Origin of the sequence: Arsenicicoccus dermatophilus (genome assembly GCF_046267915.1) — a bacterium.
Taxonomy (GTDB): domain Bacteria; phylum Actinomycetota; class Actinomycetes; order Actinomycetales; family Dermatophilaceae; genus Arsenicicoccus; species Arsenicicoccus dermatophilus_A.
Map to the genome: position 1 here is coordinate 2,224,835 of NZ_CP176520.1, position 25,805 is coordinate 2,250,639.

The window sequence follows — 25,805 nt, forward strand, 5'->3', positions numbered from 1 at the left end:
CGGGGTCGGTCAGGGCGCGGCGGGCAGGTGGCCCTGCAGCACCTCGCGGGCAAAGGCGCGGGCCCGCTCCCGCAGGACGCCGATGCGTCGCTCCACGACGGCGGCGCGATCGGCCGGGTCGTCGCTGCCGGCCTCCTCCACGGTGGGGACGCGCCGGACGTTGCGCGAGCAGGACAGGTCGGCGCAGATCAGGGTGCCGACGGTGTCGCCCCGCCGCCCGGCGGCCCCGCCCCGGCGGGCCACCCACAGCAGGGCCGGGTCGGAGACGGTGATGTCCTGGCACCAGGCGCACATCGCCTTGCGGCGTCCCTGGGCGGGCGTGGTCTGCAGCCGCACCCCGACGGGGCCGTCCTCGGTCTCCAGCACGACGTAGGCACCCGGACGCCTCTCGTCACGCCAGCCGAGGTAGTCCAGCCGGTCCCAGGCCAGGGTCGTCAGGTCGGGGATCGTCGCCTGGTTCACCTCGCGGCGGGTGGCGTTGACGAAGGAGTCCCGGATCTGCTGCTCGGTCAGTGGCTGCACCACGGCATCCTCGCACCTGGTGCCCGCTGCCGGACGGCGGCGTCCGCGACGCGGCGCAGGCGTGCGGTGCCGCCGGTCGCGTCCCGGAGGACACGGCCGGCGGCGATCGGTGACGGGCGGGGTGTCCCGGCCGGGGACGCCTGCGGTCAGCGGACGGTCACGGCGCCGCTGGCGGCCGCGACGAGCTGGGTGACCCCGCCGGAGACGTACGGCGCGGACCGCACCCGGTAGGAGCCCGGGTAGAGCCCGGTCACCGTGGCCGCGCCGGTCGACGTGGTGGAGGCCGTGCGGGTGGCGACCCACGAGGAGCCGTTCCAGCGGTCGATCGTCACCGACGCCTGACGCGGGGCGATCGTGAGGCTGAGCGCGCGGGTGCCCCCGGTGGCCGTCAGGCGCGACGCGACCGGGATGGTCCGCGAGGCCAGGGCCGCGGGCTTGAGGCGCGTGCTCCCGGCATACGACCAGGAGAAGGCCGTGGTCCGCCACAGGGCGCCGGACCAGACGGCGCGCCCGGTGGCGTCGGTGGTGCGGGTGGCGCAGGAGCGGCCCAGCCCGACGCCCTGGGCGCACACGGTGACGGGCACGCCCGCGACCGGGGTGGTGCCGGTCTTGAGGGTGGCCGACAGGGTCGTGGAGACGCCGTAGACCCGCGTCGAGGTGGTGGACGACCAGGTGAGGCTGGTCGTCGGGCGCAGCTGGTCGGAGGCCTTGAGCGGGTTGATCAGGCCGTGGCCGAACTCTGGGTCCAGGCCCGGCGTGCCGAGGTCGGTGGCGGTGCTCTCCAGGGCCTGGACCACCTGGTCGGAGGTGGCGGCGGGGAAGGCGGCGCGCAGCGACGCGACGGCGGCCGCGACGTAGGGCGTGGCCATGGAGGTGCCCGAGAGGTAGACGTAGTCGTCGACCAGGGAGCCGGTGGACCAGTCGGCGTAGGTCGAGGCGATCCGCTCCCCCGGCGCCGCGAGCGCGACGTAGTCGTTGACGTTGGAGAAGCTCGCCGAGGTGTTCGTGGAGGTGGTGGCGGCGACGGCGACCACGCCGGGGTAGGCACCGGGGTACTCCACCGGGCTGCCGGAGGCGCGCGCGTTGCCCGCGGCCGCGACCACGGTGGCGCCCTTCGACCGGGCGTAGGCCACGGCGGACCTCATGGTGGGGTCGTCGTACTCCCCCCCGAGGGACAGGTTGATCACCTTGGCGCCGCGGTCGGTCGCCTGGACGATGCCGCCGGCGATGTCGCTGGTCCAGCCGCTGCCGTCGGCGTCGAGCACCCGGATCGGCAGGATCGACGCGTCCGGGGCCAGACCGGCGACGCCGGTGGCGTTGCCCGCGTCCGCGGCGATGATGCCGGCGACGTGGGTGCCGTGACCGTTGGCATCGACCCGGCCGTCGTTGGCCGGGTCCACCAGGTCCAGCCCGGGCAGCAGGCGACCGGCCAGGTCCGGGTGGGTGCCCGACACCCCGGTGTCGACGACGGCGACGGTGATGCCGCGGGCGGGGTCCTGGGCCCGCAGCTGCTCGCCGTGCAGGGTGTCCAGCGGCCACTGGGCCGAGCGCAGCGGGTCGTCGTACGTCGCGGCGAGGTGCACCGGGGTGGCGATGCCGACCGCCACCGCGGCCGGGTCGGCCTGGGCCTTGCGGATCAGCGCGGCGGCACGGCCCTGCGGGACGCGGCGGGCGGACACCACGGGCCGTCCGGCCACGTCGGTGGTGACCGTGACCCGCACGGTGCCGTCCTGGGCCACGGCCGAGCGGGGCGCCCGCCGCACCAGGGTGTCCGCGTCGGTGGTGAGGCTGGCGTCCTTGGCGTGCCAGGGGCGGGCGGTCTGGGCGGCGGAGGACGCGGCGCCGGCCGGTGCCGGAGCCGGCATCGCGTGGGCGCTGGTGGTCGCGCCGGTCCCCAGGGTGGCGGCGGCCAGGCAGACGGCGGCGGCGCGGGTCCGGACGGTGGGGCGGGCGGCGTTCACGGGAAGTCCTCCTCGGTGTGGTCGACGATCGACCGACAGTCACGAGGTACAACCCGTTGAACGGGCAACTAGTTACGGCCGGGCGGCGTCCTTCACGCGAATGTCCGTCACCCTGAGGGGTGATGATCCGGGATCCTTCCCGCCATACCGCCCGACCGTCATCACCCACCGTGAGCCCCATCCGGTTGGGCCGTCCAGGGGTCCGGTGAGGCCGCGGCGTCGCTGCGGCAGGGCACCAGCCGCGGGGTCCACCAGGCCATCCAGGCGGTGCCGAGGCAGCCGAGCAGCCCGACCGCACCCATCGCCCCGCCGAGGGAGCCGGCTGCGATCAGGGCGCCCGACAGGGCCGGGGCCGCGAGACTGCCGCCGGACGCGATCGACTGCCACCACCCGAGGAAGCGCGCCCGCCCGTGCGTCGGGGCCACGTCGACCCCGAGCGTCTTGATGATGCCGGACCCGGTGCCGTCCCCCAGCCCGATCAGCATGGCCGCGGCGAACAGCCAGGCCGGGGTGGCCTGCCACGGGGCCAGGCACAGGCCGAGGCTCATCAGGCCCATGGCCGTGACCACGACGGGGGTGCGGCCCCACCGGTCGAGCGCCACACCCGAGGGCCACAGCAGCACCAGCTCCATCGAGGAGGTGACGGCCATCAGCAGGGCGACCTGCTCGGACGGCAGGTGCACCCCCTCGGCCGCCCACAGCGGGACGAGCGTCTCCTTGGCGGTGCGCAGCGCGGACAGGATCAGCACCCCGGCCCCCAGCAGCACCATTGTCCTTCGGGCCGCGCGGCCCGGATCGGCTTGCGGCATCACGTCGTTCGCCGCCACCGACGTCGGGGCCTCGTCCGCGGACGAGGTATGCCGAGCCGGGCGGTGCCGCAGCAGGATTCCCGTCGCCACGAGGACCAGGGCCGCCGCGACGGGCAGCACCGCGGCCGGGCCGGTGACCAGCAGCACCCCGGCGGCCACGGCCGGACCTGCCACCCGGCCGAGCCGCTGGCAGCCGCCGTAGAGATTCATCGCCCGGCCCCGCACCTGCGCCGACGCCAGGTCCGCGACCAGGCCCTGGCGGGCGATCGACCACACGGCGTCGACCAGGCCGAAGGCCGTCAGCGCCGCCACGAGGATCCACCCGGCACCCCGGACCCCGGCGATCGCCGCAGCCGCCGCCCCCACCAGCCCGGCCGTCCCCACCGCGGTGGTCAGCGCCACGGCCCGGGTGTCCCCCAGCCGGTCGACCAGATGGCCCGCCGCCAGGGAGGACACGATCGCGAAGGCCCCGATCCAGGTCAGGATCGCGGTGACCTCGGCAGGGCTGAAGCCGAGCTCGAGGGCGAGCAGGACCTGGACGGGCAGCAGGGCCGCGGCGCCCGCGGCGTAGACGAACGAGGGCAGGTAGACCGGGAGCACCAAGGCCCGGAGCGGGTGGGGTGCGGGGTGCGTCGCCGTCGGCATACGGCCATCGTCACCGCCCGACCGCCCCGACGCACCCAGCCACCCCGACCGCCGCTGCGCTCGGAGCTCAGCTCCGGCACGTTTTGGGCGCCAGAACGTGCGCTAGCTCAGCTGCGGGCGCAGGGAGAGACGCGGGTGGGCGCGGGAAGAGACGCGGGCACGCGCAGTGCGGCGCAGGTATGGCGGGGGCGGGCGCAGGGCGGGGGGATGGCGCGGCGGCGTCGGTCAGTCGACCACGCGCAGCCGCACCGTCTCCGGGAGCGCCCGCAGCTCGGCGAGCGCCCGCTCGTCCAGCTCGGACTGGACGTCGGTCACGACATACCCGATCTCGCCCTGGGTGCCGAGGAGCTGGCCGCCGATGTTGACCCCGTGCGTCGCCAGGATCTGGTTGACCTTGGCCAGCACGCCAGGGGTGTTGCGGTGGAAGTGCGTGAGCCGGTGGTCGCCGGGGACGTGCTGGAGGGTGAGCTGCGGCAGGTTGACCGCGAGGGTGGTGGTCCCGAGCTCGACGAAGTCCCGCAGCTTGCCCGCGACGAACCGGCCGATGTCCTCCTGGGCCTCCTCGGTGGAGCCGCCCACGTGCGGGGTGAGGACGACGTTGGGCAGACCCTGCAGCGGCGAGGCGAAGGGGTCGCCGGAGGCCTTGGGCTCGGTGGGGAACACGTCGACCGCCGCGCCCGCCACGTGGCCGGTCTCCAGGGCCTCGCGCAGCGCCGCCTCGTCGACCAGGAAGCCGCGGGCGAGGTTGAGGAACAACGACCTCGGTCGCATCCGCGCGAACTGCTCCCGCCCGAAGAACCCCGCGTTGCTCTCCCGCCCGTCGACGTGCAGGGTGACGCACTCGGCGATGTCGAGCAGCTCCTCCAGGCTGTCGCAGCGGCGGGCGTTGCCGAGGGCGAGCCGGTCCTGGATGTCGTGGTAGTAGACCTCCATCCCCAGCATCTCGGCGACGACGGACAGCTGCGAGCCGATGTTGCCGTAGCCCACGATGCCGAGACGCCGGCCGCGGATCTCGTGCGAGCCCCGGGCCTCCTTGAGCCAGGTGCCGTCGTGCAGGGCGCGGTCCTTCTCGGTCAGTCGGCGGGCCATCACGATGATCTCAGCGAGGGCGAGCTCGACCACCGAGCGGGTGTTGGAGTAGGGCGCGTTGAAGGCCGGTACCGCCCGGCGCTCGCAGGCCGCGAGGTCGATCTGGTTGGTGCCGATGCAGAAGGCCCCGACGGCGAGCAGGTCGTCGGCCTGCGCCAGGACGTGCTCGGTGACCTCGGTCTTGGACCGTATGCCGAGAAGCTGCACCCCCCGCAGCGCCGCGGCCAGCTCGTCCTCGTCCAGGGCGCCCCGCCGGTGGTCGACCTCGATCCCGGCCTCGCGCAGGAGCGAGACGGCGATCGGGTGGACGTTCTCCAGCAGCAGAGCCCTCATGGGCTCATCGTGACAGGGGTGGGACCGTGGGTGACCGGGCCGTCCGCCATCCGACCGAGCCGGCGCGCGGAGGTGGGGGCGCCCTGCCGGGGCGCCGGGTCTCCCGGTCACCAGGGAGAGCCGGCGGCCCCGGCGTACCGCAGGGCGGGTCAGGGGCGGGCCAGCACCGCCCGGGCCGCGTCGACGATACCCTCGCCGTAGAACGAGTTCCGCCGGGTGGTGCCCGTGCAGGTGGCGGTGTACTTCGGGTCCACGCCCGGGTAGACCACCGTGGCCGGGTCGGGGCAGGCGTGGTCGGTGGCCGAGCGCACGAGGATCTGCTCGGTCAGCGCCGGCAGGAGCACCTTGCCCTGGCGACCGAGGGTGGCGCCGTACCGCTCGACGATCAGGGTGGCGACGCCGGTGGCGTGCGGCGCGGCCATCGAGGTGCCCTGCAGGTAGCGGTAGTACGCGTCGCCCTGCTTGATGACGTTGGGCGTGGTGGGGATCCCGGTGACCGGGTCGATGAGCTTGTCCTCGATGGCGACGCCCTTGGGCAGCGCCGCCAGGATCAGGTTGGCGGGCTTGGCGTTGCGGTCGGTGCCCGGGAAGTCGCGGTAGTCCCCGCCGGGGGCGGCCACGTCGACGCTGTTCAGGCCGTAGGAGGAGTAGTAGGCCTTGCGGGTGGACGGGCCGACGGAGGTGATCGTCAGCACGTGGTCGCCCTCGGTGGGCATGTCCAGGCAGGAGTTGTCGATGGTGCGCTTCTTGGCCTGGCCCGCGGGGTAGTTCGGTGACGAGCTGTCCACCGTGGGGTTGTCCAGGTCGGTGGCGGAGTTGCCGGCCGCGGCGATCAGGGTGACGCCGTGGCTGCGGGCGTAGCGCAGGGCGCGGTTGGTGGCCTCGATGGTCAGGCGCTGCTGGGCCTGCTGCTCGGGGGTGTCGGCCGGGTTGTCGGCGCAGTTGAAGGCCCACGGGTCGATGTAGTAGCTCATGTTGACCACGTCGATGCCGTTCCGGCCGGCGTAGGTCAGGGCCTTGACGGTCGGCTCGAGGAAGAAGAAGCCCGAGTCCTGGCCCACCCGCAGGTTGACGATGTCCGCCTGGGGGGCGACACCCGCGATCCCCAGGCCGTTGACCGGGGAGGCGATGGTGGAGGCGACGTGGGTGCCGTGGCCGCCCTCGTCGACGGTGGCCGGGTCCTCGCAGGAGCCGTCCGGGTCCTCGGCGCAGGGACCGTCGATCTCCGGGATGTCCTTGGTGAAGTTGCGGGACAGCGCGATGTCGAAGTTGGGCCCGATGTCCGGGTGCGACGCGTCGACGCCGGTGTCCATGACCCCGACCCGGACACCCTTGCCGGTCGCGACCCTGAGCGCGGCGGGGGTGTGGATCAGCTGCATGTCCCACTGGTAGCCCCACAGCGGCTCGCCGGTGGGGTCGACGCCCTTGCCCTGGTGGCCGCGGCCGCGCCCGTGGCCGAGGACCGGGCCGCGGCCCTGCAGACCCCGCTCGCCGACGAGCGTCTCGATCTGGGCCCGGTCGGGCTCGCGCTCCTTGATGGCGTGGCCGACGACGCGGTCGGGGGCCGCGGTGTCGACCGCGGGGCTGCTGCGCACCTGGGCGGCGAAGCCGGGACGCGACGTGGCGACGGTGTACAGACCGATGGCGGAGTCGGTGGCGGTGACGGTGCCGCCGGCGGCCGCGATGGCGGCGCGCACGGAGGCGTCCTGGGCGCCGGCCTTGGCGAGGACCAGGATGGTGCCGCTCCTGGCGGCCCCCTGGTCGGTGGTGGCGGCGCCGGCCGGGGTGGCGGCGACGAGGCCTGCGAGGAGCGCGGAGGCGCTCAGCGTGACGGCGGTGGCACGACGGTGTGTGGTCACGGGTGTGGCTCCTAGGTCGGGAGTTTCGCGGCCTGAGGCAGCGAGCAGGTCACCGCCGTCCGACGACGACGGTGACCCGATCGTGTCCTGTGACCCCACTGTGTCATAGCACCAAACGGGTGATTGTCTGACAATTCGCTCATAACCGTGTACGTCACGGAAACTCCAGCGGAGCGGAACCTTATCGATTCGTCACGAGGCACCCTGACCGGCGTAGCGGTCGGGGTGCCTCGTCATCGTGCCCCAGCGGTGTGGTCGCCCCTCAGCCCCGGTGGGACACGGCCCGGGCCGCGTCCACGATGCCGTCGCCGTAGAACGAGTTGTGCTCCGTGCTGCCGGTGCACGTCGCGGTGTAGGCCGGGTCCACCCCGGGGTAGACCACGGTCGCCGGGGTCGGGCACGGGTGGGGGGTGGCCGAGCCGAGCACGATCCGCTCGACCACGGCCGGGCTCAGGGACGGCCCCTGCCTGCCCTGGCCGCCCCGGGCGCCGATGACCAGGGCCGCCACCCCGGCGACGTGCGGGGCCGCCATGGACGTGCCCTGGTTGTACTCGTAGTAGGCCTCGCCCTGCCGGATCACGGTGGGGCTCGTGGGAGCACCGGTGGCCGGGTCGATGCTCCCCTGCTCGATGCCGACCTGCTTGGGCAGCGCGCCGAGGACGGTGTTGGCGAACTGCGCGTTCCGCTCGGTCCCCGGGAAGTCGCGGTAGTCCCCGCCGGGGGCGGCGAGGTCCGCAGCCTTCAGCCCGTACGACGAGTAGTACGCCTTGCGGGTGGACGGGCCGACGGCCGTCACCGTCAGCACGTGGTCACCCTCGGCGGGCAGCGCCAGGCAGGAGTTGTCGACCCGGCGCGGGTGGGCCGCGCCCTCGGGGTAGTCCGGGGAGCTGTCGTCGACGGTGGGGTGGTCCAGGTCCGTCGCCGTGTTGCCTGCGGTCCCGACCAGCGTCACGCCCTGGTCGCGGGCGTAGCGCAGGGCGCGGTTGGTGGCCTCGATGGTCAGGCGCTGCTGGGCCTGCTGCTCGGGGGTGTCCGCGGGGTTGTCGGCGCAGTTGAAGGCCCACGGGTCGATGCCGAAGCTCATGTTGACCACGTCGAGATGGGCGGAGCCGGCATGCACCAGGGCGGAGACGACCGGCCCCAGGAAGACGTAGCCCGAGTCCTGCCCCACGCGCAGGTTGACCAGGTCTGCCTGGGGGGCCACGCCCGCGATGCCGATCCCGTTGACGGCGGCCCCGATCGTGGAGGCGACGTGGGTGCCGTGGCCGTTCTCGTCGACGGTGACCGGGTCCTCGCAGGAGCCGTCCGGGTCCTCGGCGCAGGGACCGTCGATCTCCGGGATGTCCTTGGTGAAGTTGCGGGACAGCGCGGCGTCGACGTTCGCGGCGAGGTCGGGGTGGGCGGCGTCGATGCCGGTGTCCATCACGCCGACCTGGACGCCGCGTCCCGTCGAGGCCCGCAGCGCAGCCGGCGTGTGGATCATCGCCAGGTCCCACTGCAGCTTCCACAGCGGCTCGCCGGTCGGGTCGACCTTGCCCCCCTCGACCGGGGTGGCGGCCTCGCCGACGACCCGGCCGGGGCCGGGGTGGGCGGCCCGCTCGCGCTGCATCCGCTCGATCTCGTCGCGACCGGGCTTGCGGCGCTGCGGGACCCGGCCGACGACTCGGTCCGGCGCAGCCGTGTCCACGTCCGCCGACCGGCGGACGTCGGCCGCGAAACCGGGTCGGGCGGTGCTGACCGTGTACAGCCCGACGGCCGCCTCGGCGCGGGTCACCGTCCCGCCCGCGGCGGTGATGGCCGCCCGGACGGCCGGGTCCTGGGCGCCCGGACGGGCCAGCACCAGCACGGCGTGCTGGGCGCCGGGCTCGGCCTCCGCGGCGCCGGCCGCAGGCGTGACGGCCCCGCCGGCGAGGAGCGTGGCGACGCTCAGGGTGAGGGCTAGGGCGTGACGACGTCTGGCCACGGATTCGGCTCCTAGGTCGAGGAGTTCGCCGCACAGGGGCGGCGACGGGACGCCCGCCGGTGCGGACGATGGTGCCCGTGCGGAGCCTCGGTGGTGGGGGCTCCGAGCCGACAGGCTAGTGCTGCCAAGGCATCTGGCGACCGACGGACGCGGTCCGTGCACGAAGTCGCTTGACCTCCAAGGATGCTCGCGCACCCCAGCCGGGCGGTCAGCCCCGCCCGGCCCGGCGCGCCGACTCGGACCGGGAGGCGTTGGCCACGGCGGGATCCGCCATGATCCAGCGGGCCCCGGAGGTCGCCGCGCGCCCGATCCCCCGCCCGAGGGTCGTGGTCGCCGTGGACGCCGGAGCCGGCAGCGGTGCCCGCAGCCCCAGCTCGCAGCGTGCCCATGGGGGCAGGGTGGCCACCGCGCCGACCGCCAGCGCGGTGTAGCCCGCCCGCGCGGACGGTGGCAGCGGCGGGGTGAGCAGCAGGAAACGGGCAGCCTCGCGGGCCGCGGGCGTCGCGTGCAGCTGGGGACGGAAGCCCTCGAGGGCGGACTGCAGCTCGGCGTGGGTCTGCGGCAGGTCCGTCGCGCCGAGGAGCAGGGAGGCGGTGGTGGTCTGCCGGACGTACTCGTCCCGGTCGGTGTCGCTCAGCCGCCCCGGCCCGAGCACCTCGTACGCCGTGAGGAAGCTGTCGGCCTCGGCCACGTGCACCCACCGCAGGAGCTCGGGATCGCCGGCGGCGTAGGGACGACCGTCGTCCGCGGTGCCGACGACCGTCTCGTGGACCCGGCGCACGGCCCGGATCATCCGCTCGGCGTGCTCGACGGTGCCGTAGGTCGTGGTGGCGATGTAGCTGCTGGTCCGCTGCAGCCGGCCCCAGGGATCGCTGCGGTAACCGCTGTGCCGGGCGACGCCCGCCATGGCCAGCGGGTGGAGCGACTGGAGCAGCAGCGCGCGGATGCCCCCGGCGAACATCGCCGCGTCGGCGTGCACCCGCCAGATCACGTCGTCGGGGCCGAACCACCGCTCCCCCGGCGTCCCCCAGATCCGGTCGGCGCTGCGGTCGGCGTCGTCGCCGGCCACCTTGGCGCGCAGCGCGAGCGCCGCCCGGGTACGCCCGCGGGCCACCGCCCGGCTCGTCAGGTCCTGCAGGAGTCTGGTCGCGTCGCCCGCCCGATCACGCATGCTGCCAGGGTCCCACGATCGAGAGCCCGGCAACAGGTCGGGCGGTGCGGACGACTCGGTCGTCCTCCTTCCGGCGGGACGGTCGAGCCGGCGGCGTCGACCAGGGGCGACCCCGGCCGGATGCCGGACGGGCCGGTCGCCGGTCCGCAGGCCGTGCCACCGTGGAGCGCCCGTCCAGGAGGTCCCGCCCGTGCCCGTCACCGTCCCCCGCGCCCTGCCCGCCCGCCGCACCCTCGAGGACGAGAACGTCTTCGTCATGTCGAGCGAGCGGGCCGGTCGCCAGGACGTCCGGGCGCTGCGCATCGCGATCCTCAACCTGATGCCGACCAAGGTGGTCACCGAGACCCAGCTGCTGCGCCTGCTCGGCGCCACGCCGTTGCAGGTCGAGGTGACGCTGCTGCGCATGGCGAGCCACGCCGCCCGGCACACCGGCGCGGACCACCTGGACGCGTTCTACCGCACCTGGGACGACGTGCGCGAGGAGCACTTCGACGGTCTGGTCGTCACCGGGGCGCCGGTGGAGCTGCTTCCCTTCGAGGAGGTCGACTACTGGCCGGAGCTGGGCGCCCTGCTGGACTGGTCCCGCACCCACGTCTGGTCGACCCTGCACGTGTGCTGGGGTGCGCAGGCCGGTCTCTACCACCGTCACGGGATCGACAAGGTCGCGCTGCCCGCCAAGGCGTTCGGCGTCTTCACGCACCGGGTGCTCGATCCTCGGGCGCGGCTGCTCAGCGGGTATGACGAGAGCTTCACCGCGCCGCACTCCCGGCACACGGGGACGCCGCTGGACCAGGTCGCGTCCTGCCCGGCGCTGCGGGTGCTCGCGACGTCGGACCGGGCCGGGCTCTACCTCGCGGTGTCGCGGGACGGGCGTGAGGTCTACGTCACCGGGCACCCGGAGTACGACGCGGACACCCTGGCGCTGGAGTACGCCAGGGACCTGCGACGCGGGCTGCGGGTCGAGGTGCCGGTGGGCTACTACCCGGACGACGACCCCGCTCGCGAGCCGCGGGTGACGTGGCGCAGCCACGCCTTCCTGCTCTACGCGAACTGGCTCAACCATCACGTCTACCAACGCACGCCGTACGACCTGCGGCTGCTGCGCCCCGCCTCGGGGGCGTCCCGCTGAGCCGTCGACCGGTCGATGACCCTGAGTCGCATGGGGATGCGCTCTCCGACACGTCGATGCCCCGAGCGGTCGAAGACCGGGCCGAGACCTCCCCGTGACTCTTCCCCCTGATCACTCGATTGCCCTAGCGTCGGCAGCGACCTACCGCACAGTCCGTGAATCCGCCACCTCGACCGGCGGCGGCGCTCACGCACGCACCCTGGGTGGTCACGGCCTCGTGGCTACCCAGGGTGTCGGTCTGCTACCTCGACCGCGGTGGGCCCCGCTTCCCGATCCGTGAACGAGGACCCACATGAACCGTCGTCATACGCACCGCAGCGTCCTGGCCGCCTCCGCGCTGGCCGCGGCCCTGACCGCCACCCCCCTCGCGACCGCTGTCGCCGCCACCCCTGCCGTCCCGGGCACGGCCGCCCAGGCCGTCACCGCGGCGGACTCGGTCGTGGACGTCACGTCGGCCAACCTCGAGTCGGTCAAGAAGATGTCCGACACGAAGCCGGTCGTCTTCGTGGTCACCGCCCCGGCGTGGTGCCAGTACTGCCAGAAGCTCGACCCGGTGATCCGCAAGCTCAACGCCGACGGCCAGGGCAAGTGGGTCCTGGCCATCATCGACGTGGACAAGGCCGGTGGCGCCGAGAAGGAGTTCGCCACCAAGGGCTACCCGACGATGATCGCCTGGTCCAAGGGCCAGGAGATGCGCGAGGTGAAGCGGTACGAGGGCTTCGCCGGCGAGGACGGCACCCGCACCTGGGTCGACGCGGTGGTCAAGGCCGCGCCGGCGCCCGGCCCCACGGGCTCGCCCACGACCAAGCCGACCGACGGGCCGACCACCAAGCCCACCGACGGGCCGACCACCAGGCCGACCAACGGCCCCACCACCAAGCCGACGAACGTGCCCACCGACGGGCCGAACCCTGGCCCGAACCCCGGCCCGAACCCCGGCCCGACCGACGCGCCGCCGGCGCCCCCGACCGGCGAGCCCACGGACTACCCGACCGACTACCCGACGGACGCGCCCACCGACGAGCCGACGGACGTCCCCACCGACGAGCCCACCTGGGACCCGGGTGACGACGGCGACTGGGGCGACTGGGGCGACGAGGGTGGCTGGCTCACCAAGTCGCAGTTCCTGCCGATGAACCAGGCTCCGAAGGCGAAGGCGCTGGCTCAGGCCAAGGCCCCCTCGTGAGTGCGCCCTGCGCGTGATCATGCCTCGCACGTGAGCCCGATCCGTCGGTGAGCAGCGACGGTCGGTGATCCGGGTGCCGAGCTCGCTCGACACCCGGTGGCCGCGAGCCCGGCCGTCCCTCGGGGGGACGGCCGGGCTCGGCCCGTGTCAGGGGCCGTCGGCCTCCTGCGCCGTCCCGGTCCGGTCTGCGTGCACGTCCTGGCCACGGCCTGTCGTCTCGCCGTAGGTGCTCAGGCCGGTGGTCCCGGCCCCGCCCTCTCACGCTCGCGGGACGAGGACGCGCAGAGCGCCGGGACGGATCGTCACCGTGGCCGGGAGGACACCCAGGGGCTCGCCGTCGGCATGCAGCGCGAGGGGCGGGCCCTCGACCCGGACCACGCGGCCGCGGCCCGTGCTCACCCAGGGGTCGCGCACGTGGCCGCCCCCGAAGGCCCGCAGCAGGAGAGCGACGAGCCGAGGCAGCGAGCAGGCGTGCAGCGCGGTCACGTCCAGCAGCCCGTCGTCGAGCACCGCGTCCGGGCAGGCGCGGATCCCGCCGCCGTGACGACCGGACTGGCCGACGGACAGTCCGTGCAGGAGCAGATCGGCGCCGACGCCGTCGACCGTGACCCGCAGCGGGACCGGTCGGTGCTCGACCAGCGCGCGGACCGCGCCCCAGACGTAGACCGACGAGCCGCGCAGCAGGCGAGCGGAGTTCGCGTGCCGCCCGGCCGCCCCCTCGATCCCCACGGTCGCCACCCCCAGGAAGGGCCGGCCGTCCACCTCCCCGACGTCGAGGCGCCGCTCGTCCGTCCGCCCCAGGGCCCGCGCGGCGACGAGCGGGTCGGTGGGCAGCCCGAGCGCCCGCACGAGGTCGTTGCCGCGGCCTCCGGGCAGCGGGGCGAGCGGGGCTCCCCCGGCCAGGCAGCCGAGGGCGAGCAGCCGGTGCAGCCCGTCCCCGCCCAGCGACACGACGACCTCGTCGGCTCGGGCCGCGGTCGCCGTGGCGGTGGCGTGGTCCTCGTCGCGGGAGACCACGACCTGCACCGACCAGCCGTGCCGGCCCAGCACGTCCGCGACGGGGCCGCTCAGGCGCAGAGCCCGCCCCCGGCCCGCGACGGGGTTGACGACCAGCACGGCGCGGCGCGTGGCGCTGGGATCCTCGATCATGCCCGCACCCTGTCACACGCCCGGCGCACGCGACGCCGGTCAGGTGCGCAGGTAGCGCAGCAGCGGTATGACGTCCCCCTCGGCCCGCTCCCCCTCCCCGTCGAGCAGCGCCCGCACCTCCCGCTCCACGGCCGCCGCGTCCAGGTCCGTGCCGACGGCGACCAGCCGGGTGCCGCGCTCCTGGCCCCGGGGCCACGGGCCGCGCTCGAAGGCCACCCAGCCGCCCACGGCCTGCACGACCCAGCGCCCTCGGTGCCCCGGGGCGTCGATCCACGTGGTGCCCTTGACGCGGTAGACCCCGGCGGGTCGCGCCTCCAGCCAGGCCAGGAGCCGGCGGGGGTCCACCGGGCGCGGGTCGTCGACGGCGATCGCGGTCGCGTGCGCGTGGTGCGGGTCGTGGACCTCGGCGAGGACCTCGGCGAAGCTCAGCTGCCCGACCTGCCGTCCGCGAGCACCCCTGTCGTACAACAGCTCCGGGTCCACCTGTCCGTGCTGGGCGCGGACGAGCGGGAGCCGTGGCGCCAGCCGGGCGAGGAGCTCCTCGAGCCGGTCCACCTGGTCGGGGGCGACCCGGTCGGTCTTGTGGACGACGCCCAGCGATGCCACCCGCAGGTGGTCGAGAGCCACGGGCGGTTCGTCGTACCGGCCCTCCTCGGCCCAGGCCGCCGTGTCGATCACCTCGACGACGCCGCCGAACCGCACGCCGCGCACGGTGCTGCTGATGACCAGGCGGGCGAGCTCGCGCGGCTCGGCGAGGCCGCTCGCCTCCACCACGATCGCGTCCAGGTCGAGGGCGGCCAGACCGCGCAGCGCCCGGTCGAGCTCGCTGGTGTCGGACAGGCAGCACAGGCAGCCGCCGGCGATGGAGCGGGCCGCGTCGACGTGCCCGGCCACGAGCAGCGCGTCGACGTTGATCGCACCGAAATCGTTGATGATCACGCCGATCCGACCGGCTCCGGCGCGCAGGATGTGGTTGAGCAGGGTGGTCTTGCCGCTGCCGAGGCGTCCGGACAGGACGACCACGGGGGTGCGGGGGCGGGCCACCCGGGTCAGGCGGCGGCCAGGGCCCGGCGGTGGAGCAGCAGCATGGTCAGCGACGTCGCGCCACCGAGGAGCATCAGCGTGATCCCGGCCCAGGTGAGCAGCGGCACGTGGCTGGGCAGCGGGAGGAACTCCTCGTCCAGGGTGGCGGTCAGCGCGAGCGCGTAGAGCCAGCCGACCAGACCGACCACGGCGGCGACGACGGCGGCCAGGACCGCCAGGGTCCAGACGAGGGTGGGGCGAGCAGTCTGCGTCATGGGGGCTCCTCGGCGCGGCGGATAGACATGACCAGGATCAGTGAAGCACCTGGACGGCGGCCCGCGCGCACCGGGCCGCCGTCCGGGCTCCGCCCGCGCAGGATCACCCGGCCGCGGCGTCCCCCTGCAGGTGGGCGAGGGTGTGCACCAGGTCCCGCGTGGCCGGGTACAGCTCGCGGTAGACGTCGTACAGGCGGTCGTAGGTGGCGCGCACCGCGGGGTCGGGGCGGACGACCCGGTCGGCCCGGGCCCAGGAGGTGCCGACGGGCACCAGCCCCACGCCGGTGGCGGCCAGCAGCGCGTCGCCGTAGCTCGCCCCCACGGTCACCCGGGGCACCTGCTGCTCGATCCCGCAGATGTCGCTGACGACCTGGGTCCACAGCCCGCCCTGGGTGCCGCCGCCGACGGCCACGACCCGGGCCGGCGGTCCGGTGACCTCCGAGAGCACGTCCACCACCTGCCGTATGCCGTAGCCGATCCCCTCGTAGCCCGCCCGGAAGAGGTGGCCGCGGGTGTGCCGCAGGGTCAGGCCGCCGATCACCCCGCGCGCGTCGGGGTCGTAGTGCGGGCTGCGCTCGCCCGCGAGGTAGGGCAGCAGCACCAGCCCGTCGCTGCCGGCGGGCACGGCGCGGGCCTCGTCGACGAGGTCCTCGAAGGAGGGGTCACCCATCAGGCCGCGCAGCCAGGTGGTCAGGCTCCCCGACGTGGACATGCCGGCGGCGAGGGTGTGCGACCCGGGCACGACCCCGGAGGTGGTCCACAGGCGGGCGTCGACCGTCGGGGCGGGCAGCACCTGCACGAGGAACATCGTGGAGCCGTACATGAGCATCAGGTCACCGGGCCGCCGCACGCCCACGCTGAAGGCCTCCGCCCACGCGTCGACCGTCCCCGCCATGACGGGCAGGCCCTCGGGGAGCCCGGTCGCCGCGGCGGCCTCGGCGGTGACCCGTCCGGCCTCCTCGCCCGGCCACAGCAGCTCGGGCAGCGGCGTCCCGGGCAGCACCTCCTCGGCCCAGTCCCGCGCCCAGTCCTGCCGCGCGACGTCGTACAACGGGTCGCACTGGCTGGCGGTGTGGTGGTCCAGGACCCAGCGCCCGGTGAGGTGGGCGACGACGTAGCTGTGCGTGGAGTACCACCGCATGGCCGGGTCGTGGTCCGGGACGTGGCGGCGCACCCAGGCGAGCTTGGGGCCGACGGCCTGGCTGGACAGGTGCTTGCCGCAGCGGGCGAGGACGGCGTCGGCGCCGAGCCGGGCGGTCTGCTCCTGGATCTCGACCTCGGCGCGGGCGTCGATGCCGTAGAGGATCCCCGGGTGCACGGGGGTCAGGTCGTCGGTGCAGGCGACGAGCGCCGGTCCGAGCCCGGACACGCACATCGCGACGAGCTCGTGCCCGCCCAGCTCGGCGAGCCGGTCGGTGAGCCGGCAGGCGATGGTGACCACGCTCCCCCACCAGTCGTCGACGGCGTCCATCTCGGCCCGGCCGGGCCGCGGCAGCCGCATCGCCAGGTCGACGCGCGCGTCGGCCAGGATCTCGCCGTCGGCGGTGGCCAGCACGCCCTTGGCGCTGCCCGTCCCGATGTCGATGCCGAGGGTGACGGGGGTGCGGGCGGTCATGCCGCCACCTCCTCGCGGCGCCCGGCGCGCGAGCGCCACCAGTGCCCGAGGCCCGCGCCCCAGGTGTTCCACAGCACCATGACGATCAGCAGCACGCCCTGGGCGATGGTCACGACGTGCGGGCTGTCCTGCATCGAGAGCAGGCCGGTGGCGAGCATCTGCAGCGCGAGCACCGAGATGACCACGCCGGCGACGGTCAGGTAGCCGCCGTCGGGGTTGACCCCGGCGAGCACCGCCACCACGATCGCGAGCAGGACGTACGACGTGCCGTACTGCGAGTTGGCGCCGCTGGCGCGCGAGCTGATGATCAGTCCGGCCACGCCCGCAAGGGTGCCGGACAGCAGGTAGGTCATCGTGAGGACCCGGCCTCGCCGGATACCGCTGTAGTCCGCCGCCCGCGGGTTGGCCCCCACCAGGCGCATCCGCAGGCCGAGCGTGGTCCGGCCGACGACGACGGCCACGAGCACCGCGATGACCAGCATGATCTCGAAGATCAGCGGGATGCCCGCGACGGTCGTCAGCGCCACGTCCGTGAAGGACCGCGGCAGGCCCATGAGCACGGTGCCGCCGGACAGGACCAGCGCCATACCGCTGAAGAGCTGCTGGGTGCCGAGCGTGGCGAGGATCGGGGGCACCCCCAGACCCGCCACGAGCGCGGCGTTGACCAGGCCGCACAGCGCCCCGACGGCGAGCGCCGCGAGGACCGCGACGCCGACGGGCCGGCCGCCGAGCATCAGCTGCGCGGCGACGATCGCCGAGACGTTGGAGATGCCGACGACGGACAGGTCGATGCCCGCGGTGAGCATGGCCAGGGACATGGCCAGGCTCAGCAGGGTGAGCTCGGGGGCGGACAGGAAGATGTACTGGAAGTTGGCGCCCGAGAGGAAGACTCCCGGGTTGACCAGGCTGAAGGTCACGAAGATCGCCAGGGTGACCAGGACGAGGCGGGTGAAGCTGGCGCGGGTCCCCATGGCGCGCAACAGGTCTCGGGGGGACGTCAGGGTCGCCATGTCAGTGCGCGCCTTCCGTGGTGGGCTCGGTGGTCGCGACGGGACCGTGGTCGAGGATCGGGCGGGCGGGACGGGTGCGGGCCGACAGGGCCTGCAGCGTGACGCCGAGGAGCAGGAGCAGCCCGACGACGGCCTGCTGCCAGATGCTGGGGACGCCGAGGGGCACCAGCGAGGTCTGGATCAGCGAGATCAGCACGACGCCGAGGACGGTCCCGCGGACGGTGCCCTTGCCCCCGGTGATCGCGGCCCCGCCGAGGACGACGGCGGCGATGACGTTGAGCTCCTGGCCGATGAAGGTCGTCGGGTCGGCCCGCTCGGCGAGGGTGACGTGCATGATCCCGGCCAGGCCGGCAAGGGCACCGGCCAGGCAGAAGACGAGCACGCGGATCCGCTTGACGGGCACGGCCGCCCGGGCGGCAGCCTCCTCGCCGCCACCGAGGGCCAGGACGCTGCGTCCGGCGACGGTCCAGCGCAGGAAGGCCCACACGAGCAGCGCCACCAGCAGCACCAGCAGGACGAGCACGTTGAGCCGGGTGGTCCCGCGCACGGCGCCCTTGGCGGTGATCAGGTTGGTGGTCGCCAGCTGCTGCAGCGGCTCGGGGAGGGTGTTGATGATGTCGCCGCCGCCGAGGGCGAACAACGCCCCGGTGAAGATCGCCGAGGTCGCCAGCGTGGCGATCAGGGTGATGACGCGGGCACTGATGACGACGGCGGCGTTGACCAGCCCGAGGACGACGCCGATGGCGATCGCGACGGCGAAGGGGATGACGGCCATCCCCAGCGACCCCGTCTGCGGGGTCACCCGGCAGGCGACGTAGGCCGCGACGATGCCGATGGCGAGGAAGGACACGTCGATCCCGCCCGCCACCAGGACGAGCAGCACGCCGAGGGCGAAGACGACGTTGACCATCGAGGCGCGCAGGATGTTGAACAGGGTCTCGACGTTGAGGAAGTCGGGGACCTTGACGATGACGGCGGCCAGGATCGCGAGGATCAGGACGACGAGGAGCAGCTCGGAGTTGGCGAGCAGCCGGTGCGACAGGCTCGCGCGGGCGGCCGTCGGGGCGGTGGTGGCGGGGCCGGCCGAGGGGCTGGTCGGCGCGGTGGGCCTGGTGGCGCTCATGCGGAGATGGCCTTCACGATGGCGGGCTCGCTGAGCGCCTCGCCGGCGAGCTCGCCGACGATGCGCCCGCTGCGGACCACGAGGACGCGGTGGCAGGTCGAGACGAGCTCGGGGACGTCGTCGGAGATGACGACGACGCCGAGGCCCTTGAGCGACTGCACCCGCAGGACGGACAGGATGTCGAACTTCGAGCCGACGTCGACACCGACGGTGGGCCCGTTGAGGATGAGGACCTTGGGCTCGCCGAGCAGCCACTTGGCGAGCAGCACCCGCTGGGCGTTGCCGCCGGACAGGCTGCGCACCGGGTCGTCGACCGACCCGACCTTGATCCGCAGGTCGCGCACCGAGTCCGCGACCATCTGGCGCAGGGCGCCCCGCTCGAGCAGGCCGCGCCGCGAGCCGCGGTCCAGGTGCGCGGCGACGAGGTTGTCGGCGATCGGCTGGTCCAGGAAGAGCCCCTGGGTGAGCCGGTCCTCGGGGACATAGCCGATGCCGGCGCGCACGGCGTCCGGCATCGATCGCACCTGGACCGGGGTGCCGTGCACGAGCACCTCGCCGGTGGGGGCGGGGTCGATCCCGGCGACGGCCTCGGCGATCTCGGTGCGACCGGAGCCGAGCAGGCCGGACAGCCCGACGATCTCGCCCTGGCGCACGGTGAAGGAGATGTCGGCGAACAACGGCTCGTGGGTGAGACCGCGCACCTCCAGGGCCGGGGGCCCGGTGACCTCGACCGGGGTGGTGCGCTCGGTCTCGGTGGAGCTGCGGCCGGTCATCCGCTCCGCCAGCGAGGCGTGGGTGAGCTCGGCGGGGCGACCGGTGGACACGACCTCGCCGTTGCGCATCACGCTCACCCGGTCGGAGATCGCGAAGACCTCCTGCATCTTGTGGCTGATGAAGGCCAGGGCCACGCCGTCGGCGCGCAGGGTCCGCACCGCGTCGAAGAGCGCGTCGACCTCGCGCCAGGTGAGCGCGGTCGTCGGCTCGTCCATGGCGATGAACCGGGCGCTGTGCGCCAGCGCCCGGGCCACGGCGGTGAGCTGGCGCTCGGCGACGGTGAGCTCGCCGACGGGGGTGCGCAGGTCCAGGTCGACCCCGAGCCGGGCGACGGCGGCCTCCGCCGTCGCCATGACCTCCTTGCGGCGGATCAGCCGGCGGCCGGCGACGAGATGTCCCGGCAGCGCGATGTTCTCCGCGGCCGAGAGGTTGGGGAGCAGGGAGAAGTCCTGATAGATCACCTCCAGGCCCAGGCCGTATGCCGTGCGCGGGGTGAGGTGGTCGTAGGTCCGGCCCTCCACCACGATCTGTCCCGACGTGGGGGCGTGCGCCCCGCTGATGACCTTCATCAGCGTGGACTTGCCGCAGCCGTTCTCCCCTGCCAGGCAGTGGACCTCGCCGGGGTAGAAGTCGATCGACGCCCCGCGCAGGGCCTGGACCCCGCCGAAGGACTTGGTGACCTCGCGGGCGGACACGAGGGGCACGGCGTCGGGGACGTCCGCCGTGGGTGGATGCGTGGTGGAGGGCATGGGACCTACTCGTTCGGCAGCGTCGGACGGATCAGAAGGGGAACGTGTCGACGGTGTCCTTGGTCGCCGTCAGCATCGCGTCGGCCGTGAACATCCTGGGGTTGGTGGGCGACTGGGTGAGCTTGGTGTAGCCCGCCACCCCCAGGTCCGTGCCGGTCGCGATCTTCTTGCCCTCGACGAGCAGCTGGCCCGCCTTGAGCATCGCCTTGCCGGCGGTCGAGGGGTCCCAGAAGTAGATCTCGTCGATCGACCCGTCCTTGAGGTACTGCTTGGCCTGCGAGGGGACGCCCGTGCCGTAGACGCAGGTGTCGTTCTGCAGGCCGGCCTCGCGGATGGCGCGGGCGATGCCGATGACGTCCTCGGAGCTGGCGCCCTCGAAGCCCGTGAGCTTGGGGTTGGCCTGCAGCAGCTGCTTGGTCTTCTGGTAGGCCACGTCCGCGTTGTTGTTGGACTCGACCTCGGTGCCGACGCGGCTCATGCCGGCGAAGGACTTCTTCTGCTCCTCCAGGGCGGCCTTGGACCACTCCATGTGGGTCGCCGCGGTGAGCGAGCCGACGAACTGCACGTACTGGCCTTGGCCCTTCATGCAGCCGCCGAGGCCCTTCATGATCGCCTGGCCGTACTTCGCGTTCTCGAAGGCCTCGATGTCGGCGTCGGGGCTGGTCAGCGCCGGGGCCTCCTGGGTGACGACCTTGACGCCCGCGCCGGTGGCCTGCTTGATGACCGCGTCCAGCGAGCCGGGGTCGGAGGGGATGATCGCCAGCACGGACGGCTTCTTGGCGATCAGGCCCTGGATGATGCCGACCTGCAGCTCGGGGCTGTTGGTGGCGGGACCGGTCTGGGTCGCGGGCTTGCCCGACTCCTTGGCGAACTCCTCGACGCCGGTCTTCATCCGGTCGAACCACGCGATGCCGGTGAGCTTGACGACGTTGACGTAGGCGCCCTGGGCGACGGCGGCGCTGGTCGCGCCCGCGGCCGAGCTGCCGGCCGCGGACGCCCCGGCCGAGCCGGCCCCTCCGGGGGCCGCGGTGTTGTCGACCGTCCCGCAGGCGCTGAGGGCGAGGACGCTCAGCCCGGCCGCCATGGTGATCGTGCGACGAGCGCGCATCTGATCCACTCTCCTTCGAGTTACCGGTGGCGACTGCTGCGCACGAGACCACGTCGACTCGTGCACGAATTCGTGCAACGCCTGCTCGGCAGCCTGACCCCGCTCTTCCTGCGGTGTCAACCGTTCTGCACGCATTCACCCGAGAGGGTGCACGAATTCGTGCACGGATGTGACGGGGGTCGCCCTAGGGTGGAGGAGCCCCCTGCCGGACCGTGGACGGCGGGCCCGCGGGGGCGGCATACGATCGGGCCGACGGGCGCGAGGCAGGAGGTGCGATGGGGCTCACCAGCCGCCAGCAGCTCATCCTGTCCACCCTCGGCGGGGGCAGCTACGTCGAGGTCAAGGACCTGGCCTCCCAGCTCGACGTGGACGTCTCCACCATCCGCCGCGACCTGCAGACCCTCACCCGCCAGGGCCTGGTCGAGCGGCTGCACGGCGGGGTGCGGCTGCACCGGGTCTCCGTGCCGCGCTCGGTCCGCGCCCAGGAGTACCTCGCGATCGCCGGGGCGGCCCGACGGATGCTGCGCGGCGGCGAGCGCGTCCTGATCGGCGGCGGTCCGATCACCGACCAGCTGGTGCCGCTGCTCTACGACGTCCCCTCGCTCACCGTCGTGACCAACGACCTGCGCGCCGCCGACCAGCTCGCCCAGCACCCGACGATCACGGTCCTCGCGGCCGGCGGCGAGCTGCGCGACGCCCCCGCCCGCGCCACCACGTCCGGGCCGGTCACCGCCGCCTGTCTCGCCGAGCAGCAGGCGGACTGGTCCTTCGTCGAGGTGGAGGGCATCCACCCCTTCGGCGGGTTCACCACCTCCACGCCGTGGTCGGTCGCGACCTGCCGGGCCATGCTCGCGGCCGGGCAGCGACGCTGCGTGCTCGCCCTGTCCTCCGCCTTCGGCGTGCGCTGCGTGGGCTTCATCAGCGAGGTCGCCGGCGCCGACCTCATCATCACCGACGAGCAGCTGGACGACTACGACCTGCCTGCCTTCGGCGGCAAGGTGGTGCGCGCCGCGCTCGACCCCGACCACGGCTGGCGCGGCCGACGCTGACGCAGGCCCCGGCACCCTAGGCTCCAGGCATGGCCGACCTGGTGCTGAACCTTCGAATTCCCCTGCCGCGCGAGCTCGTCCGAGAGCGACTGTGGTGCGCCGACCGGCACACCGAGGAGATCCCCCTCACCACGGTGTCGACCTCCGGGAACGGGCGCCTGGACCAGGTGGGGGCCGAGATCCTCGCCCGCACCGGGTGGTGGCCCCTTGCCGTCGACGACCGGATGCTCGTCCTGGACGTGTCCTGCCCCGAGGACGGGCCGTGGCGCTACCGGATCGTCAAGATCGGCACCGTGGTCCGTGGGTCGGTCGACGCCACGCTCGTCCCCGCCGAGGCGGGCGCCGCCACGGATCTGGTGTGGCGCCAACGCGTCTCGGTGATCGGCGTCCCCCGCTGGGCCGACCCGCTCACGGCCGCCGTGGCCCGCATGGCCTACGCGTCCGCCATCCGCCGGATCTGCCTGCGGCCCGACCGCGCCCTACGGTGAGGCCATGACCTCCGACGAGCTGCGCACCCGCTTCGAGGTGCTCACCGCCGCCCTCGCCCAGCTGCCCCCCACCCCCGCGATCACCTGGCGGGGGTATGACGGCTCCACCGCTTTCGGCACCGAGCTCGCGGCGCTGCGCACGGCCGGACTGACCGCCACCACCCGCGACCTGGCCCTGGCCGTGCAGCCCGGCGCGATCGGCGTCTTCCTCGTCGTCGGCGAGAGCGGCCGCGACCTGACCGCCGTGTCCACGGCCCCGCAGGAGCAGGAGGTCGTCTACCTGCCCGGGACGGTGCTCGCGGTCCGAGGGCAGCTCGAGGGTCCCGGCATGCCGATCGTCGTGGTGCACGAGCTGGTCAGGCAGGACGACGGGTGGCGCGGGCCGGCGCTCGCCGGGACCGACCTGATCACCCTGGCCCGCGACGCCGTCCGGGACCTGCGCAGCGGGGCGCCACGGCGCTCGCTGCCGGAGAAGTTCTGCGGCGAGATCGTCTGAGGCGCCAGGCCTCACCAGACCCAGCGAGGTCGGCGAGCACGGACCGGCCGGGTGGAGTTCACCTGCTGGACGCGAGCGTGTCGGGCCCTGGTGGATCAGCGCTGCTGGGGTCGGGCCATGGACTCCCTCACCCGTCGTTCCCTGCTGACCGGCGTCGGCGCGCTCACCCTCACCGCTGCCACCCCCTGCGCCGAGGCGGCGACGCCGGCGGTCACGCTGCCGCTGGTCGGCCCCGCCACCGCGCCCGACGTCCACGTCATGACCTGCAACGTGCGCTACGACAAGGCCGGCACGCGGCGCACCAGCCCGGACCACTGGCCCCGCCGCGCCCCGGTGCTGCAGGACCTGCTGCGCGCCGAGCAGCCCGGTCTGCTGGGGACCCAGGAGGCGCTGGACCACCAGCTGCCCCCGATCCGGGAGGCCCTGCCCGACGGCTACCAGATGCTCGGGTCGGGCCGCGACGGCGGCACCCGGGGCGAGTACTGCGCGATGTTCTACGACGCGGGGCGCTTCACCGTCGGTGAGTGGCGTCAGCGGTGGATCAGCGACACGCCCGACATGCCGTCGCCGACCTACGGCAACACCCTGCCCCGCATCATCGTCTGGGCCGCCATGACCGACACCGCGACGGGCCGCGACTTCCTGTGGCTCAACACGCACCTGGACAACGTCTCGGACGAGTCCCGGCGCCGGGGGTCGGAGATGATGCTGCAGGTCATCACCGAGCACCCCGGCCTGCCGGTCGTCGTCACCGGCGACTTCAACTCGGCCGCAGGCGATTCGGTGGCGTGGACCACCCTGGTGACCGAGGGCGGGCTCGCCGACTCGTGGGCGGCCGCGCAGCAGCGCCTGACCCCGGCGTACGGCACGTTCACCGACTACCGTGCGCCGCGGGTCGGAGGCGAGCGCATCGACTGGATCCTGCTCCGCGGCTCGACGGTGCGTGCGGCCGCCGTCAACACGTGGACGCGCAACGGGCAGGCGCCCAGCGACCACGCCCCCGTGCAGGCCCTGATCCGCATGCCCTGACGACACTTTCGCGGACCTGGAGATCCCCAAACCCCCAGGTCCGCGAAAGCGGTCGGTGTGCCGGCGTCAGATCAGCGCGGCGAGAAGAAGAAGACCTTGGCCGCCGGGTCGCGGAGCATGATCAGGTTGAGCGACTCGTTGAGCTTGTCCGCGGTGTGGTAGGTCAGGTGCAGCCCCCAGGGCATCACCCCGGTGACGACGGCGCTGTGGCTGATCCGGTGCTGCCCGCCCCACTGGAACTGCACGATGTCACCCACCTTCGCGTTGGCGGGGTTCCGGTACTCCACGACACGCTGGGGATTGGCCCGGAAGAAGTCGGCGAGCTTCTGGGCGTTGATCCAGCTGATGCTCGTCGCGGCGGTGCGCGTGTCGGGGTAGGCGCCCGCGGCGTAGTACCAGGCGCGGCGGTCGCCGGGCTTCATCGTGCCCTTGCCGACGTTGGTCCAGCCGCCGGCGGCGAGCACCTGGGAGACGAAGTTGGTGCAGTCGGCGCCGCCCCACGTCGGGTACTTCTGGTCGTTGTGGAAGAACACGTGGCGCCAGGCGTAGGCCGAGGCCTTGTCCCGGTCGTAGGGGGCGGTGAGGGTGTTGGCGCTCGACCGCGCCTTGAGCTGGGCGATGACCTCCGGCGAGTCGGTCACCCCGGCGAAGGGGCCCGTGCCGCCGGCCTTGACGCCCGCCAGCGGGGCGAGGATGTCGGCGGCCGCGGCACCGGCGTCGCGGCGCTGCTGGGGGGTGAGCTCCTGAAGGTCCTTGACCCCCTGCACCTGCCACCGGCCGCCGACCAGACGGAAGGTGTAGGAACGCGGGGCCACGTCGGTGGCGTAGTCCGACAGCCCGATGCCCGCGCCCCGCAGGTGCAGCCGGGTGGAGTCCTTGGTGGTCACCGTCGCCGTGTCGCCGTTGCGGGTCACCGTGTCGACCGCGACGAAGACGAGGCCACGGTCGTAGGCGCGAGGGGAACCGGCCCGGCGGTGCGTCTCGGCGATCGTGGCCTTCTCCGCGGCCAGGGACTTCAGCAGCGTCGGGGCGAAACGCTCCGTGGACAGAGGGAGCCCGACGCGCGGGAGGCCGACGGCGCCGGCGACACGCTCCTGCTGGTAGCTCGTGATGACCGAGGCGGCCAGGGTCCGGCTGAGCAGCTCACCGTCCAGGACCGACGCGGCCTGGGACGTAGGGGCAAGGACAGGCACCGAGCAGGCGACGAGCCCACCGGCGAGAGCGAATGACACACGACGACGCACGAGATC

The 25,805-nt window shown here is 73.8% G+C and carries 22 protein-coding genes; 6 read left to right on the top strand and 16 right to left on the bottom strand.

Annotated features, from left to right (window positions below; all coding sequences use genetic code 11):
* Positions 1–9 precede the first annotated feature (9 nt).
* The 7 genes from ACK2IS_RS10640 to ACK2IS_RS10670 form a co-directional block, all read right to left on the bottom strand.
* Entirely contained in the window at positions 10–522 is a 513-nt protein-coding gene (locus ACK2IS_RS10640) for an FBP domain-containing protein (protein ID WP_409483306.1), read from the bottom strand.
* Positions 523–668: 146 nt separating this feature from the next.
* Positions 669–2,483, bottom strand: a complete 1,815-nt coding sequence (locus tag ACK2IS_RS10645) for a S8 family serine peptidase (RefSeq protein ID WP_409483307.1) — start codon at positions 2,481–2,483, stop codon at positions 669–671.
* A 161-nt stretch (positions 2,484–2,644) separates the two neighbouring features.
* Positions 2,645–3,937, bottom strand: coding sequence for an MFS transporter (locus tag ACK2IS_RS10650; RefSeq protein ID WP_409483308.1), 1,293 nt, complete (start codon positions 3,935–3,937; stop codon positions 2,645–2,647).
* 225 nt (positions 3,938–4,162) lie between these two features.
* A complete protein-coding gene (serA, locus tag ACK2IS_RS10655) occupies positions 4,163–5,359 on the bottom strand; it encodes a phosphoglycerate dehydrogenase (protein WP_409483309.1) in 1,197 nt (398 codons plus the stop codon).
* A 149-nt stretch (positions 5,360–5,508) separates the two neighbouring features.
* Positions 5,509–7,218, bottom strand: a complete 1,710-nt coding sequence (locus ACK2IS_RS10660; RefSeq protein ID WP_409483310.1) for a S8 family peptidase — start codon at positions 7,216–7,218, stop codon at positions 5,509–5,511.
* 262 nt (positions 7,219–7,480) lie between these two features.
* The gene (locus tag ACK2IS_RS10665) at positions 7,481–9,181 is read right to left on the bottom strand and encodes a S8 family peptidase (RefSeq protein ID WP_409483311.1); all 1,701 of its coding nucleotides are present in this window, start codon (positions 9,179–9,181) and stop codon (positions 7,481–7,483) included.
* 208 nt (positions 9,182–9,389) lie between these two features.
* Positions 9,390–10,352: an oxygenase MpaB family protein gene (locus ACK2IS_RS10670; protein ID WP_409483312.1), complete on the bottom strand. Its 963-nt coding sequence runs from the start codon at positions 10,350–10,352 to the stop codon at positions 9,390–9,392.
* Positions 10,353–10,542: 190 nt separating this feature from the next.
* Here ACK2IS_RS10670 and metA point away from each other — a divergent pair, with 190 nt between their 5' ends.
* Together metA and ACK2IS_RS10680 are read left to right on the top strand one after the other, a co-directional pair.
* Positions 10,543–11,481 (top strand): homoserine O-succinyltransferase, encoded by a 939-nt coding sequence (gene metA, locus ACK2IS_RS10675; protein ID WP_409483313.1) that lies wholly within the window; start codon positions 10,543–10,545, stop codon positions 11,479–11,481.
* A gap of 292 nt (positions 11,482–11,773) precedes the next feature.
* Positions 11,774–12,667: a thioredoxin domain-containing protein gene (locus tag ACK2IS_RS10680; protein WP_409483314.1), complete on the top strand. Its 894-nt coding sequence runs from the start codon at positions 11,774–11,776 to the stop codon at positions 12,665–12,667.
* Between the two features lie 258 nt (positions 12,668–12,925).
* Here the strand turns inward: ACK2IS_RS10680 and ACK2IS_RS10685 are convergent, their stop codons facing one another.
* From ACK2IS_RS10685 to ACK2IS_RS10720, 8 genes are all read right to left on the bottom strand, one after another.
* Positions 12,926–13,816 (bottom strand): diacylglycerol/lipid kinase family protein, encoded by an 891-nt coding sequence (locus ACK2IS_RS10685; protein ID WP_409483315.1) that lies wholly within the window; start codon positions 13,814–13,816, stop codon positions 12,926–12,928.
* Between the two features lie 39 nt (positions 13,817–13,855).
* Positions 13,856–14,860: a CobW family GTP-binding protein gene (locus ACK2IS_RS10690; protein ID WP_409483316.1), complete on the bottom strand. Its 1,005-nt coding sequence runs from the start codon at positions 14,858–14,860 to the stop codon at positions 13,856–13,858.
* Between the two features lie 5 nt (positions 14,861–14,865).
* Positions 14,866–15,114, bottom strand: coding sequence for a hypothetical protein (locus ACK2IS_RS10695; protein WP_409483317.1), 249 nt, complete (start codon positions 15,112–15,114; stop codon positions 14,866–14,868).
* 103 nt (positions 15,115–15,217) lie between these two features.
* On the bottom strand, positions 15,218–16,729 hold the full coding sequence (locus ACK2IS_RS10700) for an FGGY-family carbohydrate kinase (RefSeq protein WP_409483318.1): 1,512 nt from the start codon (positions 16,727–16,729) through the stop codon (positions 15,218–15,220).
* On the bottom strand, positions 16,726–17,739 hold the full coding sequence (locus ACK2IS_RS10705) for an ABC transporter permease (protein ID WP_409483319.1): 1,014 nt from the start codon (positions 17,737–17,739) through the stop codon (positions 16,726–16,728). Before ACK2IS_RS10705 ends, ACK2IS_RS10700 begins: the two co-directional genes overlap by 4 nt.
* A 1-nt stretch (position 17,740) precedes the next feature.
* Positions 17,741–18,862: an ABC transporter permease gene (locus ACK2IS_RS10710; protein ID WP_409483320.1), complete on the bottom strand. Its 1,122-nt coding sequence runs from the start codon at positions 18,860–18,862 to the stop codon at positions 17,741–17,743.
* Positions 18,859–20,385: a sugar ABC transporter ATP-binding protein gene (locus ACK2IS_RS10715; RefSeq protein ID WP_409483321.1), complete on the bottom strand. Its 1,527-nt coding sequence runs from the start codon at positions 20,383–20,385 to the stop codon at positions 18,859–18,861. The genes ACK2IS_RS10710 and ACK2IS_RS10715 overlap by 4 nt, the downstream gene beginning before the upstream one ends.
* 31 nt (positions 20,386–20,416) lie before the next feature.
* Entirely contained in the window at positions 20,417–21,493 is a 1,077-nt protein-coding gene (locus ACK2IS_RS10720) for a substrate-binding domain-containing protein (RefSeq protein ID WP_409483322.1), read from the bottom strand.
* 275 nt (positions 21,494–21,768) lie between these two features.
* On the opposite strand from ACK2IS_RS10720, the gene ACK2IS_RS10725 reads away from it, so the two are divergent.
* The 4 genes from ACK2IS_RS10725 (at position 21,769) to ACK2IS_RS10740 (ending at position 24,555) form a co-directional block, all read left to right on the top strand.
* Positions 21,769–22,542 carry a DeoR/GlpR family DNA-binding transcription regulator gene (locus ACK2IS_RS10725; RefSeq protein WP_409483323.1) on the top strand — a complete coding sequence of 258 codons (774 nt, stop codon included), beginning with the start codon at positions 21,769–21,771 and terminating at the stop codon, positions 22,540–22,542.
* Between the two features lie 29 nt (positions 22,543–22,571).
* Positions 22,572–23,030: a hypothetical protein gene (locus ACK2IS_RS10730; protein WP_409483324.1), complete on the top strand. Its 459-nt coding sequence runs from the start codon at positions 22,572–22,574 to the stop codon at positions 23,028–23,030.
* Between the two features lie 4 nt (positions 23,031–23,034).
* On the top strand, positions 23,035–23,526 hold the full coding sequence (locus ACK2IS_RS10735; protein WP_409483325.1) for a hypothetical protein: 492 nt from the start codon (positions 23,035–23,037) through the stop codon (positions 23,524–23,526).
* A gap of 117 nt (positions 23,527–23,643) precedes the next feature.
* On the top strand, positions 23,644–24,555 hold the full coding sequence (locus tag ACK2IS_RS10740) for an endonuclease/exonuclease/phosphatase family protein (protein WP_409483326.1): 912 nt from the start codon (positions 23,644–23,646) through the stop codon (positions 24,553–24,555).
* Between the two features lie 71 nt (positions 24,556–24,626).
* Here the strand turns inward: ACK2IS_RS10740 and ACK2IS_RS10745 are convergent, their stop codons facing one another.
* On the bottom strand, positions 24,627–25,799 hold the full coding sequence (locus ACK2IS_RS10745) for an amidase domain-containing protein (RefSeq protein ID WP_409483327.1): 1,173 nt from the start codon (positions 25,797–25,799) through the stop codon (positions 24,627–24,629).
* Positions 25,800–25,805: the final 6 nt, after the last annotated feature.

Excerpts from the sequence above, each read along its gene's own strand:
- ACK2IS_RS10680 (WP_409483314.1), top strand. The coding sequence starts at position 11,774 with ATGAACCGTCGTCATACGCACCGCAGCGTCCTGGCCGCCTCCGCGCTG.
- ACK2IS_RS10730 (WP_409483324.1), top strand. The coding sequence starts at position 22,572 with ATGGCCGACCTGGTGCTGAACCTTCGAATTCCCCTGCCGCGCGAGCTC.
- ACK2IS_RS10695 (WP_409483317.1), bottom strand. The coding sequence starts at position 15,114 with ATGACGCAGACTGCTCGCCCCACCCTCGTCTGGACCCTGGCGGTCCTG.
- ACK2IS_RS10735 (WP_409483325.1), top strand. The coding sequence starts at position 23,035 with ATGACCTCCGACGAGCTGCGCACCCGCTTCGAGGTGCTCACCGCCGCC.
- ACK2IS_RS10710 (WP_409483320.1), bottom strand. The coding sequence starts at position 18,862 with ATGAGCGCCACCAGGCCCACCGCGCCGACCAGCCCCTCGGCCGGCCCC.
- ACK2IS_RS10685 (WP_409483315.1), bottom strand. The coding sequence starts at position 13,816 with ATGATCGAGGATCCCAGCGCCACGCGCCGCGCCGTGCTGGTCGTCAAC.
- ACK2IS_RS10650 (WP_409483308.1), bottom strand. The coding sequence starts at position 3,937 with ATGCCGACGGCGACGCACCCCGCACCCCACCCGCTCCGGGCCTTGGTG.
- serA (WP_409483309.1), bottom strand. The coding sequence starts at position 5,359 with ATGAGGGCTCTGCTGCTGGAGAACGTCCACCCGATCGCCGTCTCGCTC.
- ACK2IS_RS10740 (WP_409483326.1), top strand. The coding sequence starts at position 23,644 with ATGGACTCCCTCACCCGTCGTTCCCTGCTGACCGGCGTCGGCGCGCTC.
- ACK2IS_RS10670 (WP_409483312.1), bottom strand. The coding sequence starts at position 10,352 with ATGCGTGATCGGGCGGGCGACGCGACCAGACTCCTGCAGGACCTGACG.
- ACK2IS_RS10725 (WP_409483323.1), top strand. The coding sequence starts at position 21,769 with ATGGGGCTCACCAGCCGCCAGCAGCTCATCCTGTCCACCCTCGGCGGG.
- ACK2IS_RS10715 (WP_409483321.1), bottom strand. The coding sequence starts at position 20,385 with ATGCCCTCCACCACGCATCCACCCACGGCGGACGTCCCCGACGCCGTG.
- ACK2IS_RS10705 (WP_409483319.1), bottom strand. The coding sequence starts at position 17,739 with ATGGCGACCCTGACGTCCCCCCGAGACCTGTTGCGCGCCATGGGGACC.
- ACK2IS_RS10720 (WP_409483322.1), bottom strand. The coding sequence starts at position 21,493 with ATGCGCGCTCGTCGCACGATCACCATGGCGGCCGGGCTGAGCGTCCTC.
- ACK2IS_RS10700 (WP_409483318.1), bottom strand. The coding sequence starts at position 16,729 with ATGACCGCCCGCACCCCCGTCACCCTCGGCATCGACATCGGGACGGGC.